9 protein-coding genes and 1 pseudogene are annotated in these 14,470 nt (G+C 73.5%); 7 read left to right on the top strand and 3 right to left on the bottom strand.

The genetic code is table 11. The annotated features are described in order from the left end of the window. Positions 1-23 precede the first annotated feature (23 nt). Complete coding sequence (locus tag IAG43_RS10805) at positions 24-542, top strand: SigE family RNA polymerase sigma factor (RefSeq protein WP_187740537.1); 519 nt, start codon at positions 24-26, stop codon at positions 540-542. Continuing rightward, a complete protein-coding gene (locus tag IAG43_RS10800; RefSeq protein ID WP_187740536.1) occupies positions 539-1,354 on the top strand; it encodes a hypothetical protein in 816 nt (271 codons plus the stop codon). Before IAG43_RS10805 ends, IAG43_RS10800 begins: the two co-directional genes overlap by 4 nt. 117 nt (positions 1,355-1,471) lie before the next feature. Here IAG43_RS10800 and IAG43_RS10795 read toward each other — a convergent pair whose 3' ends face one another. Next, on the bottom strand, positions 1,472-2,572 hold the full coding sequence (locus IAG43_RS10795) for an Lrp/AsnC family transcriptional regulator (protein WP_187740535.1): 1,101 nt from the start codon (positions 2,570-2,572) through the stop codon (positions 1,472-1,474). 73 nt (positions 2,573-2,645) lie between these two features. Here IAG43_RS10795 and IAG43_RS10790 point away from each other — a divergent pair, with 73 nt between their 5' ends. The 4 genes from IAG43_RS10790 (at position 2,646) to IAG43_RS10775 (ending at position 9,431) form a co-directional block, all read left to right on the top strand. Continuing rightward, positions 2,646-3,989 carry a M20 metallopeptidase family protein gene (locus IAG43_RS10790; protein WP_187740534.1) on the top strand — a complete coding sequence of 448 codons (1,344 nt, stop codon included), beginning with the start codon at positions 2,646-2,648 and terminating at the stop codon, positions 3,987-3,989. Next, a complete protein-coding gene (locus IAG43_RS10785; RefSeq protein WP_246574245.1) occupies positions 3,986-5,479 on the top strand; it encodes an MFS transporter in 1,494 nt (497 codons plus the stop codon). Before IAG43_RS10790 ends, IAG43_RS10785 begins: the two co-directional genes overlap by 4 nt. 185 nt (positions 5,480-5,664) lie before the next feature. Then, positions 5,665-7,908: an SF1B family DNA helicase RecD2 gene (gene recD2, locus IAG43_RS10780; RefSeq protein ID WP_187740533.1), complete on the top strand. Its 2,244-nt coding sequence runs from the start codon at positions 5,665-5,667 to the stop codon at positions 7,906-7,908. Between the two features lie 233 nt (positions 7,909-8,141). Further along, entirely contained in the window at positions 8,142-9,431 is a 1,290-nt protein-coding gene (locus IAG43_RS10775; protein ID WP_147986559.1) for a citrate synthase, read from the top strand. A 712-nt stretch (positions 9,432-10,143) separates the two neighbouring features. Here IAG43_RS10775 and IAG43_RS10770 read toward each other — a convergent pair. Together IAG43_RS10770 and IAG43_RS34410 are read right to left on the bottom strand one after the other, a co-directional pair. Beyond that, positions 10,144-10,467 (bottom strand): heavy-metal-associated domain-containing protein, encoded by a 324-nt coding sequence (locus IAG43_RS10770; RefSeq protein ID WP_187740532.1) that lies wholly within the window; start codon positions 10,465-10,467, stop codon positions 10,144-10,146. A 91-nt stretch (positions 10,468-10,558) separates the two neighbouring features. Further along, positions 10,559-11,296: pseudogene (locus tag IAG43_RS34410) on the bottom strand (TetR/AcrR family transcriptional regulator); the annotation flags it as partial. Between the two features lie 569 nt (positions 11,297-11,865). Here IAG43_RS34410 and IAG43_RS10760 point away from each other — a divergent pair. Beyond that, positions 11,866-14,250 (top strand): MMPL family transporter, encoded by a 2,385-nt coding sequence (locus IAG43_RS10760; RefSeq protein ID WP_187740530.1) that lies wholly within the window; start codon positions 11,866-11,868, stop codon positions 14,248-14,250. Positions 14,251-14,470: the final 220 nt, after the last annotated feature.

Genomic DNA, 14,470 nt, shown 5'->3' with positions numbered 1-14,470 from the left:
GCACGCCGACGACGAGGACCCGAGTGAAGACGAGCGCGGAGGCGGAATTCCGGGCGTTCGTGGCCAGCCGCTGGCCCCGGATGCTGCGCACCGCCCATCTGCTGACCGGACACCACCACGATGCGGAGGATCTGGTGCAGGCAGCCCTGGCCAAGGCGTACGTGAAGTGGGACCGCGTGCGGCGGGCGGACGACCCCGACGCCTACGTGTGGCGCATCATGATCAACACGAACACCGACCGGCTGCGTCGCACCCGGCTGCGCGAGTGGCTCACCACCCGCATCCCCGACACCGCCGCCCCCGACGGTGCCGACGGTGTGACGGAGCGCGGCGCGGTGCTGGACGCGCTCGCCCAACTGCCGCCCCGGCAGCGGGCGGTGATCGTGCTCCGCTATCTGGAGGACCGCGGCGAGCGCGAGGTCGCGTCGCTGCTCGGGACCGGGATCGGTACGGTGCGCAGTCACACCGCCCGCGCCCTGAGGAAGCTGCGCGAGCATCCGGGGATCCACGCCGCACACACGACAGGGAGGCCGCGCCCGTGAACCCCGTGAACGACGACGACCTGCCGTACCCGGACGAGCGCCGCGTCCCGGCTCCGTCCGACGGCACCCGGCGCGTGGGTGGTGCCGGTGGTGCCCCGCGCCGAGGCGACGCCGCCGGCCTCCCGGACGACACCCGGGCCCTGCGCGACGCGCTGCGCCGTGAGGCGGACGACGTGTCCGGCGGCCCCGCCCCTGTGGACGCGGTCGTGCTGCGGGGCCGGGCCGCCCGGCGCAGGCGCCACGCCGCGCTGGCCGGGGCGGCCGCGGCGGTGGTCGCCGTGCTGGCCGTCGTGCCGCTCGCCGGCCGCGAGGTCGTATCCGTCCCCGTCCCCGTCCCGCCCGCCACCGTCCCGCCGGTCACCCCGCGTCCGGAGCCCGTGCGCACGGTCGCCCCGTACGAGACGGTCGACATCGGGCACGGCCGCACCATGGCCCTGCTCCCCGACGGGGAGCAGAACCATGTGGCGGGCCACGGCGACATCAGCGCCGAGGTCGATGCCGCGCGCGACCTCGGCGGGGAGAACATCCGGCCGGACAGCCTCAGCGGCGGACAGGACCTGGAACCCGGCCGGCCGGTCCTCTTCTCGGGCGTCTTCCGCACCGGCGAGTTCCCGGCCGCCGTCGAGGTTCGCCTCGACTCCGGCGAACGCCTCCGCGCCGGGATGCTGCGGCTGCCGGGGGACCCGGACTGGGGCACGTACTACGCCTTCGGCCCCGAGTCCGCCGGGAAGCAGAGCTGGACGGTGACGGCCTACGCCGCCGACGGGCGCGCCCTCGTGGAGACCCACTTCGACCACGCCGCCGGCGGGTGAGGCGACCGGCGCCCGCGTCCCGGCCGCCGTCGGGCCGGCGCCCTCGCCGCGGCTGCCGTCGGGCAGGCCCCCCGAGCCCCGGCTGCCGTCGGGCCGGCGCCCGCGTCCCGGCCGCCGTCAGGCCGGCGCCCCCGCCACGCCCCCCTCGCGGAACGGGGCGAGCAGCGCCTCCTCGGCGGCCGCGGCCTCCGCGTCCTCCCAGAGCGCGACGGGCACGGCCCGCACATGGCGGCCGTGCGGGTCCAGGATGTGGCCGCCGAGTTTCAGCGGCCACAGCGCGATCGCCCGGTCGGCGACCAGGAGTTCGGGGAAACGGGCGGCCAGCCGCGTCTCGAACGTCCGGATGTCCTCGATGGACCGCAGCCACACCGCGACCATCAGGTTGTGCGGGCCGGAGAGCGAGGCGCACAGCCGTGTCTCCCGCATCCCCGCCAACTGCGCGCTCACCGCGGGGACGTCACCCGGCGGCGCGGCGCACCACAGGGTGACCGAGACGGGCCACCCGGACAGGAAGCGCGCCACCTCGCAGCGGAACACCAGCGCGCGCTCCGCCTGCATCCGGGCGAGGCGGCGGCGCACCGTCGTCGGGCTCAGCCCGGTGCGCTCCGCGAGCTGCGCCGCGGGCAGCCGGCAGTCCTCGCTCAGCGCCGTGAAGAGGGCGAGGTCCGCCGGGTCGGGGCCGCGCACCGGGGAACCCGCCGGTGCGCGGTCGGCGGGCGCGGGATCCCTCAGCAGAGTGCGCCGGTGCTCCGGCAGCCGGTCCAGCCGCCAGTGGCTGCCCTCGACGTGGAGCGCGGTGGCGATCTGGCTCCGGGTCGCCCGCACGCCCTCCAGGGCGCCCAGCCTGAACCCCAGGTAGCGGGCGAGCCCCGCCTGGTCGCTGAAGGCCGCCGTGACCAGCAGGTCGCGGGAGCCGGTGACGTGCTCGACCGTGAAGACGTGCGGATCCCCGGCCACCCGCGCCGCGACGTCGCGCAGCAGGGCCGGCGCGCAGTCGATCTCGATGAACGCGACGACGGGCGCGAGCCCCGGGCCCGCCGCCGGATGGCAGCTCAGCCAGGCGAGACCGGCCTCGGTGAGCCGCGCCCAGCGGCGGGCGGCGGTCGAGGCGTCCACGTCCAGCGCGCGTCCGATCCGCCGCCAGTCGGCGCGCGGCGCGGCCTGGAGCGCGGTGACGAGCAGGCGGTCGAGCTCGTCCAGACCGGCGGATGTCTGCATGACAGGGGCCCTCTCCGGCGGATCCTGGGGACTTCGGTCCGCGCATCGGTGGGTCGCGCCGACCGTACCGCACATGAACCGACACCACACGGACGACCGCCCTCCGCACGGCGCCTCCGGTGCGCCCGACGCCCCCGGCCCCGACCCGCGCGCCCTGGGCGACGACCTGGTGCGGCTGCGCCACGCGCTGCACCGCGACCCGGAACTCGGCCTCGACCTGCCCCGCACCCGGCGCAAGGTGCTGGACGCGCTGGACGGCCTGCCGCTGGAGATCACCACCGGCACCCGGCTGTCCTCGGTCACCGCGGTGCTGCGAGGCGGCCGTCCGGGCCCCGCCGTCCTGCTCCGGGCGGACATGGACGCGCTTCCCGTCCAGGAGGAGAGCGGCCTGCCGTACGCCTCCGAGGTGCCGGGCGTCATGCACGCCTGCGGCCACGACATCCACACCGCCGCCCTCGTCGGCGCCGCGCACCTGCTGTGCGCGCGCCGGGACACCCTCGCCGGGGACGTCGTGTTCATGTTCCAGCCGGGGGAGGAGGGGCACGGCGGAGCCCGCCTGATGATCGAGGAGGGCGTCCTCGACGCCGCCGGATCCCGTGTCGTCGCCGCGTACGGGCTGCACGTCTTCTCCACGGTCCTCCCGCTCGGCGTGGTCGCCACCCGCCCCGGTCCGCTCCTCGCCGCGTCCGACACGGTGACCGTGACCGTCAACGGGCGGGGCGGGCACGGCTCGTCGCCGCACGCCGCGGTCGATCCGGTGCCCGCGGTCTGCGAGATGGTCACCGCGCTCCAGACGATGATCACGCGGACCGTGGACGTCTTCGACCCGGCCGTCCTCACCGTCGGCTCGCTGCACGCGGGCACGACGCACAACGTCATTCCGTCGACGGCCCGTTTCGAGGCCACCGTGCGCACGTTCTCGGCCGCCACCCACGACGCCGTCCGCGAGGGATTCGTGCGCACGGTCCGGGGCGTCGCCGACGCCCACGGCGTCGAAGCCGGGATCGACTACCAGGAGCTGTACCCGCCGACCGTGAACGATCCGGCGGAGGCGGCCTTCGCGCTGCGCACCGCACGCGGACTGTTCGGCCCGCAGCGGGCGTTCGAGGCGCCGAAGCCGATGGCCGGGTCCGAGGACTTCTCGTTCGTGCTGGCCGAGGTGCCCGGCGCGTTCGTCGGGATCGGCGCCTGCCCGGCCGGAGCGGACCCGGCGACCGCCCCCATGAACCACTCCCCGCACGCCGTCTACGACGACGCGGTGCTGCCCGACGCCGCCGCGCTCCTGGCCGCCCTCGCCGCCGGCCGCCTCGACCGCGAAGCCGCCCCCGGCACCACCTACCCCGGTCCCGCTCCCGCCCCCGCCCCCATCCCCGCTCCCCGCGACGCGGCCGCCCCCGCCGGGGAGGGCGGGCGGTGAGCGCCGGGACGTCCGCGCGCCCGCCCGGCGGCACCCCGGGCCCCCCGCACACACCCCACGCCCCGGCCGGGCCCCCGGTGCGGGCGGTCGTCGGGCTGCTCGTCCTCTTCGAGGTGATGAGCGGCTTCCTGCAGATGGGCATGATCCCGCTGCTCCCGAAGATCGGCGACCGGCTCGGCGTCACGGACTCCGACCTCTCGTGGGTGATCGCCGTCCAGCTGCTGGCGGCGGCCGTCTGCGTCCCGGCCTTCGGGCGGCTCGGCGACCTCCACGGGCACCGCCGTCTGCTGCGCGTCGCCCTGGTGTCCGTCGCCGCGGGCACCGTGCTGGTCGCCCTCGCGCCCTCGTTCGAGGTGCTGCTCCTCGGCCGGGTGCTGCAGGGGCCGCTCGCCGCGCTGCTGCCGCTGGAGATCGCGCTCGTCCGTGACCGCCTGCCCGTGGAGGCGGCCCGGCGCGCGATCGCCCTGCTGGTCGGGGCGCTGACCGTGGGGTCGCTGATCGGCGGAGTGCTGATGGGTGCCGCCGACGCGGTGCTGGGCGACATCCGGCGGACCCTCCTGCTGCCCGCCGTGCTCGCCGTCGCGTGCGTGCCCGTCGCCTTCCTGCGCATACCGGAGAGCCGGCGGCCGTCCGGCGGCCGGATCGACCTGCCCGGCCTGCTGCTGCTCGGCACGGCGATGATCTCCCTGCTGCTCGGCGTCTCGTCGGCCGAGGAGCACGGCTGGCTCACCGCCTCCGTGGCCGTGCCGCTCGCGGTGGGCGCGCTGCTGCTCGCCGCCTTCGCCGCCGTCGAACTGCGGTCCGCCGAGCCGCTGCTGGACCTGCGGGCCATGCGCGGGCGGCAGTCCGCGCCGTTCTATCTCGCCGCGTTCCTGTTCGGTGTGTTCTTCTTCGGCGCCCAGGCCCCCAACGCCACCTTCTGGGCGGCCGATCCGGACGAGACCGGATACGGCTTCGCCCTCGGTGCGCTCGCCATCTCCCTGATGGCCCTGCCCGGCGCGGTGTCCAGCGTCGCCGGATCGCTGCTCACCGACCGGATCGCCGCCCGTGCCGGCTACCGCGCCTCGCTCACCGGGGCGTTCGTCCTCGTCGCCCTGTCGTTCTGCTCGTTCGCCCTGCTGCACGACGCGTGGTGGCACATGTCGGTCACCTACGCGTTCCTCGGATTCGCGGTCGGCCTCGCGCTGGGGGCCATGCCGACGGTGATCGTCGAGGCGAGCGAGGCCTCCCGGTCCGGGATCGCCACCGCCGTCTACAACAACGTCAAGACCCTCGGCGGCGCGGTCGCGGGCGGTGTGTTCGCGACGATCCTCGGCTCGCTGCCCCTGCCGGGCGGCACGGTGCCCGGCGAGCGGGCCTACGTCGTGCTGTGGCTCACCGGGGCGGCCTGCGCCCTGTGCGCGGCACTCGCGGTGGCGGCGGCGCGGCGCGAGGAGGGCTCCCGGGGACCCGTCCCGCGGGAGGAGTCCCCGGCACTGCCCGGCGGGTGAGCGGCTCCGCCCGCACCCCCGCCCGCACCCCCGCCCGGGCCCGGGGCCGCCACCGGCCGGCCGTCCACGAGTGGGGGGCCGCCGGGCAGTTGTCCACAGGCCGCGGGCGGGCGTACGGGCGGGGTCCGTGGGGCAGTTGTCCACAGGCCGCACACGCTGTCCTACCGGGGGGATAACGTCGGGTCATGTCCAAACCGGCCACCGCCCGGCCGGGTGCGCCCGCCCCGGTCTTCACCCCCGCCGTGCTCGAAGGCGTCCTCGAACGGATCACCTACGCCAACGAGGACAACGGCTACACGGTCGCCCGCGTCGACACCGGCCGCGGTGCGGGCGACCTGCTGACCGTCGTCGGGTCGCTGCTCGGCGCGCAGGTGGGCGAGTCGCTGCGGATGGAGGGCCGCTGGGGCTCCCACCCCCAGTACGGCAAGCAGTTCACCGTGGAGAACTACACGACGGTCCTGCCGGCGACGATCCAGGGCATCCGCCGCTACCTCGGCTCCGGACTGATCAAGGGGATCGGCCCGAAGATCGCCGAGCGGATCGTGGACCACTTCGGCACCGACACCCTCGACGTCATCGAGCAGGAGCCGAAGCGGCTCGTCGAGGTGCCCGGGCTCGGGCCCAAGCGCACCAAGCTGATCGGCGCGGCCTGGGAGGAGCAGAAGGCCATCAAGGAGGTCATGGTCTTCCTCCAGGGAGTCGGCGTCTCCACCTCCATCGCGGTCCGCATCTACAAGAAGTACGAGGACGCCTCGATCTCGGTCGTGAAGAACCAGCCCTACCGGCTCGCCGCCGACGTCTGGGGCATCGGCTTCCTCACCGCCGACCGGATCGCCCAGGCCGTGGGCATCCCCCACGACAGCCCCGAGCGGGTCAAGGCGGGCATGCAGTACGCGCTCTCCCAGTCCACCGACCAGGGCCACTGCTTCCTTCCCGAGGAGCAGCTGATCTCCGACGCGGTGAAGCTCCTCCAGGTCGACACCGGTCTGGTGATCGAGTGCCTCGCCGAGCTGGCCGCCGACGACGAGGGCGTGGTCAGGGAGCAGGTGCCGGGGCCCGACGGCGGGGAGCCGGTCACCGCGGTCTACCTGGTGCCGTTCCACCGCGCCGAGCTCTCCCTGGCGGGGCAGGTGCGGCGGCTGCTGCGTGCCGACGAGGACCGGATGCCGGCCTTCCGGGACGTCGCGTGGGACAAGGCCCTCGACTGGCTGGCCCGGCGCACCGGGGCCGAACTGGCACCCGAGCAGGAGGCAGCCGTCAAGCTGGCGCTGACCAGCAAGGTCGCGGTCCTCACCGGCGGTCCCGGCTGCGGCAAGTCGTTCACCGTCCGGTCCATCGTGGAGCTCGCGCGGGCGAAGAAGGCCAAGGTGGTGCTCGCGGCGCCCACCGGGCGGGCCGCCAAGCGGCTGGCCGAGCTGACCGGGGCCGAGGCGTCCACCGTGCACCGGCTGCTGGAACTGAAGCCGGGCGGCGACGCGGCGTACGACAAGGACCGTCCGCTCGACGCCGACCTCGTCGTCGTCGACGAGGCGTCCATGCTCGACCTGCTCCTCGCCAACAAGCTGGTCAAGGCAGTGGCGATGGGCGCGCATCTGCTGCTCGTGGGCGACGTGGACCAGCTGCCGAGCGTCGGCGCGGGGGAGGTGCTGCGCGACCTGCTCGCCCCGGGCGGCCCCGTGCCGAGCGTCCGGCTGACGCGGATCTTCCGGCAGGCCCAGGAGTCGGGCGTGGTGACCAACGCCCACCGGATCAACTCGGGCCACCAGCCCCTCACCACCGGCCTGAAGGACTTCTTCCTCTTCGTCGAGGAGGAGACCGAGGAGGCGGGCCGGCTGACCGTGGACGTCGCGGCGCGCCGCATCCCGGCCCGCTTCGGACTCGACCCGCGGCGCGACGTGCAGGTCCTCGCGCCGATGCACCGCGGCCCGGCCGGCGCGGGCACCCTCAACGGCCTGCTCCAGCAGGCCATCACCCCGGCCCGGCCGGACCTGCCGGAGAAGCGCTTCGGCGGGCGCGTGTTCCGGGTCGGCGACAAGGTCACCCAGATCCGCAACAACTACGACAAGGGCGCCAACGGCGTCTTCAACGGCACGGTGGGCGTCGTGACCGCCCTGCACACCGAGGACCAGCGGCTGACGGTGCGCACCGACGAGGACGAGGAGGTCTCCTACGACTTCGACGAGCTCGACGAACTCGCCCACGCGTACGCCGTCACCATCCACCGCTCCCAGGGCAGCGAGTACCCGGCCGTGGTGATCCCGGTCACCACGGGTGCCTGGATGATGCTCCAGCGCAATCTGCTCTACACGGCCGTCACCCGGGCCAAGAAGCTCGTGGTCCTGGTGGGCTCCCGCAAGGCGATAGGCCAGGCGGTGCGCACGGTCTCGGCGGGCCGCCGCTTCACCGCGCTGGACCACCGGCTGGGGTAGCCGCGCCCGTGCGCCCGTCCGGGTTCGGGGTTCGCGCGGGTGGGAAACACCACCCCGACCCCACCCCGGCTTTCAGAACCCGGGCGAAGGGGGCAAGATGAGCAGGTTGGCGGCACTGAGTGCCGCCGATGAGCCCAATGGCGACCCCGAGTGCACTCTCCTGAGCCAAATGGGGGATGGTAGAGACAGTCAGGGCACCTCGAAGTAGAGGCACTACGTCGGTGAGGGATGACGTGAGCGACAACTCTGTAGTACTGCGGTACGCGGACGGTGAATACACCTACCCGGTGGTCGAGAGCACCGTCGGTGACCAGGGCTTCGACATCGGGAAGCTCCGAGCCCAGACCGGTCTGGTGACCCTGGACAGTGGATACGGCAATACCGCCGCCTACAAATCCGCGATCACCTACCTCGACGGCGAGCAGGGCATCCTGCGCTACCGCGGCTACCCGATCGAGCAGCTGGCGGAGCGGTCCACCTTCCTCGAGGTGGCGTCCCTGCTGATCAACGGTGAGCTCCCGACCGTCGACGAGCTCGCGACGTTCAAGAACGAGATCACGCAGCACACCCTGCTGCACGAGGACGTCAAGCGCTTCTTCCAGGGCTTCCCCCGCGACGCCCACCCGATGGCGATGCTCTCCTCCGTGGTCAGCGCGCTGTCCACCTTCTACCAGGACAGCCACAACCCGTTCGACGAGAAGCAGCGCCACCTGTCGACGATCCGGCTGCTCGCCAAGCTGCCGACCATCGCGGCCTACGCGTACAAGAAGTCGATCGGCCACCCGTTCGTCTACCCGCGCAACGACCTCGGCTACGTCGAGAACTTCCTGCGCATGACCTTCTCGGTCCCCGCCCAGGAGTACGAGCTCGACCCGGTCGTCGTCTCCGCGCTGGACAAGCTGCTCATCCTGCACGCGGACCACGAGCAGAACTGCTCCACCTCCACCGTGCGCCTCGTCGGCTCCTCGCAGGCGAACATGTTCGCCTCGATCTCCGCCGGCATCAGCGCCCTCTGGGGCCCGCTGCACGGCGGCGCCAACCAGTCCGTCCTGGAGATGCTGGAAGGCATCCAGGCCAACGGCGGCGACGTCGACTCCTTCATCCGCAAGGTGAAGAACAAGGAGGACGGCGTCCGCCTGATGGGCTTCGGCCACCGGGTGTACAAGTCCTTCGACCCGCGCGCCAAGATCATCAAGGCCGCCGCCCACGACGTGCTGTCCGCGCTCGGCAAGTCCGACGAGCTGCTGGACATCGCGCTCAAGCTGGAGGAGCACGCGCTCTCCGACGACTACTTCGTCTCGCGCAACCTCTACCCGAACGTGGACTTCTACACGGGTCTCATCTACCGCGCGATGGGCTTCCCGACCGAGATGTTCACCGTGCTCTTCGCCCTCGGCCGCCTTCCGGGCTGGATCGCCCAGTGGCACGAGATGATCAAGGAGCCCGGTTCGCGCATCGGCCGTCCGCGCCAGATCTACACCGGTGAGGTCCTGCGCGACTTCGTGCCGGTCGAGGCCCGCTAGACCGAGGCGTCCCGCCCCGAGCGGGCCGGCGGACCAGTGGTCCGCGGTCCCGCACGGTCGCGAGAAGCGCCCCGCCGCCGATCCCCCCACGGGTCGGCAGCGGGGCGCTTCCCATATCCCCGGAGCGGATTCCCCCCACGGGATCCGGGCCGGGCGTCTGCGGGTAGCAGAGTCCTGCTGCGGTCTGCCGGGGTACGTACGCACGGGAGGGCCGCTCAAAGCTCCCCGGGCACGTGCCCCGGCCAACGCTTGCCTGGAACGTCCCCCAAGACATTCCATGAACGTCCCCCAAGACGTTCTCGGCATCGACCATTAAGACTCGCGAGGAGCCTGAATGGTTACCCCCAAATATCTGTGATCTAGGTCTCGATGTGAAGGTCTTGTGACCTATTTGTAGTCACGGCACGGAGCGGAAGCGGTGTCGTCCGGTCATCGCAAATGAGGATGAAATGGTCGGCTCTTGGTGGTCGATCACGCCTCTGGCCTGGGGAAACGCAGAAACGGGCGAGACGGTCGCGGCGCATGCCAAGGCTGGGTAAAGATTCTTCATGATCGTGGCCGGAGAGCGCGCAGGTGGCCGGATCGCGTCCCTGCCGTCACACGCGTCACGGGAGCGCGGCAACCTTTTCGCGAACAGGGGCCGGGTCGGTGTCCACCCCGGGCCCGGGGTGGACACCGACCCGGCCCCCGTGGCCGGTGCCGTGCGGCGGTGTCAGGCGGTGCCGGTGAGCTCGTAGCCGGCCTCGTCGACGGCCTCGCGCACGGCGGCCTCGTCGAGCGGCGCGTCCGAGACCACGGTCACCAGGCCGGTGGCGGCGACGGCCTGCACCGAGGTGACGCCGTCGAGCGCGGAGAGCTCGCTGCCGACGGCCGATTCGCAGTGGCCGCAGGTCATGCCGGTGACCTGGTAGACGGTGGTCACGCCCGCGGTCGGGGCGTCCGCCGCGGCGTCGTGGCACGCGCCGTCGGGCGAGCAGCAGGAGCCGGCGCCGGAGCCCTGGACGGTCTCGAGTTCGGTCTTGGTCTCGCTGGACATCGCGTTCTCCTCGTGATGCTGGACGTGCGGGTGCGGAGGTGCCGGGACGGGGGTCGCCCGGCATGCTCCGACTTTATACCCCTAGGGGGTATCAAGGCGAGCAGATCCCGGAATCCTCGCCGAGCAGGGGCTCGAGATAACGGAACATCACGGCCTTCAGTTCGCCGGTGTACGCCACGCGCTCGGCGCCGTCGTGCGCCACGATCAGGTCGAGTCCCGCCTTGAAGATCGCGAACGTCATCGCGGAGATCCGGGCGACCTCCGCGGACGGCGTCCCGGGGAGGTAGCCGGCGAGAATCTCCTCGATCCGGGTGAGCAGGCCCTGGTGGACGGTGTCGAACTCCTGGGTGATGCGGCCGGGGATGTCGGGGCCGTGCATGAGCACGGCGAACACCGGGTTCTCGTGGTTGAACGCGATCAGCGGGTCGAGGACCGCGTCCAGCAGCTGCTCCAGCGGCAGGTCGAGCGCGGCGGCCGCCAGGGCGGCCCCGTGCGACTGCCGCCACTGGTGCATCAGGCGGTCGCCGAGCTCGAAGGCGATCGCCTCCTTGTTGGGGAAGAACTGGTACAGGGTGCCGGGTGAGACGCCCGCCTCCCGGGCGATCGCGTTGGTGCTGGCGGCGGCGTAGCCCGTGGAGCAGAACACGCTTGCCGCGGCGTCGAGGAGCTGTGCGATGCGCCGCTCCCCCCGCGCCTGCCGCCGCTTCGGCCGCGCCCCGTCCCCGCTCCGTGCGTCCCCGCCGGCGGCCGCGAGCGCGGCCTCGGCGGGGGTGTGCCCGGCGTCCGGGCGCCCGCCCGGTCCGGTGCGCGTGGCGGCGGTGCGGGCGCGGGTGGCGGCAGGGGAGTCCGGTCCGCCGCCCCGGGTGGCGGCGGTGCGGGTCCCGCCCGGTCCGGCGGGTGTGGCGGCGGCCTCGGCAGGGGCCTCCGGCCCGGCGGCCTCGGTCGGGGTGCCCGGCCCGTCCGGTCCGTGCGGTCCGTCCGGTCCGCTCGGTCCGCTCGGAAGCGGGGGCGTGGCGGCGGCCGCGGGGCGGCTCCGTCCGCGACCGGTTCGCGGTGCGGCGGCGGCGTTCCCGCGGGAGCCTCCCGCCGCGACGTCCCCGCGGGAGCTCCCCGTCCCGGCGTCCCCGCCGGAACCCCTCGCCCCGGCGTCCCCGCCGGAACCCGCCTCGCCGGCGGGCGAGCCGCCCGGTGTCGGCGTCGTCGTCCGCCCCTCGGCTCTGGTCGGCTTCGGCACGTGAATCCCCGGCTTCCTGGGCATGGTTGACAAACGCGAGTGTCCGCTCGCATTCTTGTCTCAATGCGAGTGATGACTCGTGTTTGCCAGTCTATGGCAATGGTCAGGCCGTGCCCCCTGCCCGGAAGCAGCCGCACGGACCACGGTGAAGGGGACACCGCACCATGTCCGAAGTCAACACGCCGACCGGGGCCTCCGCGCCGCCCTCCGAGGGGGGAGCGCCGCCGAGCCGCACCGTCCCGGCGCTCGGGCGGTGGACCCGTCTCGTCACCGCGCGCCCGAGGCTGTCGCTGCTCGTCGCCCTCGTGCTCACCGCGCTCGCGGTGGTCGCGGGCAGCGGCGTCGCCGACCGCATGGGCAGCGGCGGCTGGGAGGACCCGTCCGCCGAGTCGACGTACGCCACCCGCCAGGTGGAGCGCGTCTTCCCCGCCTCCCAGCCCAATCTGATCCTCTTCGTCGACGGCGGGTCCCGCGGTGTCGACGACCCCGCCGTGGCCGCCGAGGCCGGGCGGCTCGCCCAGCGGCTCGCCGCCGAGCGCGGCGTCACCGGTGTCGGGTCGTACTGGGGCACCCGCGCGCCCGCCCTGCGGTCGGACGACGGCCGGCAGGCGCTGATCGCGGCACGCATCCAGGGCGACGAGAAGACGGCCGCCGAGACGCTGGACCGGATCGCACCCGGCCTGCGCGGGAAGCACGGCCCGGTCGAGGTCTCGATCGGCGGCCCCGTGGCCGTCCAGCACGAGATGACGACGATCATCCAGGACGACCTCCTGCGGGCCGAGCTGATCGCCCTGCCGGTGACGCTGGTGCTGCTCGTCATGGTGTTCGGCAGCGCCGTCGCGGCACTGCTCCCCCTCGGCGTCGGCATCGTCGCCATCCTCGGGACCAACGCGGTGCTGCGCGGCATCACGGAGTTCACCGACGTGTCCGTCTTCGCCCAGAACCTCACCACGGCCCTCGGCCTCGGTCTCGCCATCGACTACGCCCTGTTCATCGTGCGGCGCTTCCGGGAGGAGCTCGACAGCGGCCGCGAGGTGCGGGAAGCCGTGGGCGTGACGCTGCGCACCGCAGGCCGCACCGTGCTCTTCTCCGCACTGACGGTCGCCGTCTCGCTGGCGGCGATGCTCGTCTTCCCCCAGTACTTCCTGCGGTCGTTCGCCTACGCGGGCATCGCCGTCGTGCTGCTGGCGGCAGGCGCGGCCCTCATCCTGCTGCCGGCGGCCCTGATGCTGCTCGGCCACCGTGTCAACGCGCTGGACCTGCGCAGGCTCTTCCGGCGCAGGACGGCGCGCGGCGACGGTGCGGCGGGCGCCGAGCCCGGTGCTCGCTGGGGGCGATTCGCCGGACTGGTCATGCGCCGCGCACCGCTGTTCGCCTTCACCACCATCGGGGCGCTCGTCCTGCTCGGGCTGCCGTTCCTCGGCGTGAAGTTCGGTACGCCGGACGACCGCCAGCTGCCCTCGGGGGCGGAGTCCCACGTGGTGCAGCAGCAGATCCGCGACGGCTTCGCCGGAAGCCCGACCGGCACCCTGGAGATCCTCGCCGAACCGGCCCCGGAGTCCGGCCCCGCGCCCGGTGCCACGGAGTACGCCCAGTACCGGGACCGGGTCGCCGCACTGCCCGGAGTCATCCGGGTGGACGGCCCCGTCACCTCGGGGGATGCCGCCTACTTCTCCGTGGTGCCTGAGGGCGAGGCCGTGGGAGAGCAGGCACAGCGACTGGTGCACGAACTGCGCGGCATACCCGCCCCGTTCGACACCTCCGTGACCGGACGAGCCGCGGTGCTGGAGGACTCCAAGGCGGCCATCGCCGATCGGCTGCCCCTCGCGCTGGGCATCGTGGTCGTGGTGACCCTCTTCCTGGTCTTCCTGCTCACCGGCAGCGTGCTCATTCCGCTCCAGGCGGTCGTGCTCAACGGACTCAGCCTCACGGCGATGTTCGGCGCGCTGGTGTGGGTGTTCCAGGACGGCCATCTCTCCGGACTGCTGTCGTTCACCTCCACCGGCGACATCGAGACGACCCTGCCCGTCCTGATGTTCTGCATCGCCTTCGGACTCTCCATGGACTACGGCGTCTTCCTCCTCTCCCGGATCAAGGAGGAGTACGACCGGGGCGCCGGCCACGAGCGGGCCGTCCGCTTCGGGCTCCAGCGCACCGGTGGCCTGATCACCGCGGCGGCCGTGATCCTCGCCGTCGTGATGGTGGCCATCGGCACCTCGCGGGTGACGAACACCAAGATGCTCGGACTGGGCATCGCCCTGGCCGTCCTGATGGACGCGATGGTGGTGCGCAGCCTGCTGGTCCCGTCGGTGATGAAGCTGATGGGCGCGGCCAGCTGGTGGGCGCCGCGACCGCTGCGGCGCTTCCACGAGCGGTTCGGCCTGAGCGAGGGGGAGCCGGCGCCGGTGCGGGAATCCATACCGGCGGCGACCGGATCCGGGACCAGCGCAGACGGGCCTCCGGCCGGGCACGGGAAGGAAGTCGAAGGGTCACCGGAGGCCCAGGGCGAGGAGCAGCCGTCGGCTGACCGGAACAGAGCCGGAGTCTGACCGGGCCCGGCCCGCGCACTCCGTGGCCTGGCCCGCTGCGCGGGCTCCGGCCCGCAAGCTCCGCACTCCGCTCCCGCCGCGCGCTCCGGCCCGCGCGAGCCCCGGCCCGCGCGTGCGCACGAGCCGTCTCCCGGACGGCGCGCTGCGGCACACGCGACGAGGCCCCCGCACCCCCTCGGGTGCGAAGGCCTCGCCTCTGACCGGCCCGTCCGCCGGCGGG

Origin of the sequence: Streptomyces genisteinicus (assembly GCF_014489615.1) — a bacterium.
In the GTDB taxonomy this organism is placed as follows: Bacteria; Actinomycetota; Actinomycetes; order Streptomycetales; family Streptomycetaceae; genus Streptomyces; species Streptomyces genisteinicus.
The sequence above is the reverse complement of the archived record's forward strand: the minus strand, read 5'-3'. Positions and strand labels throughout refer to the sequence as shown.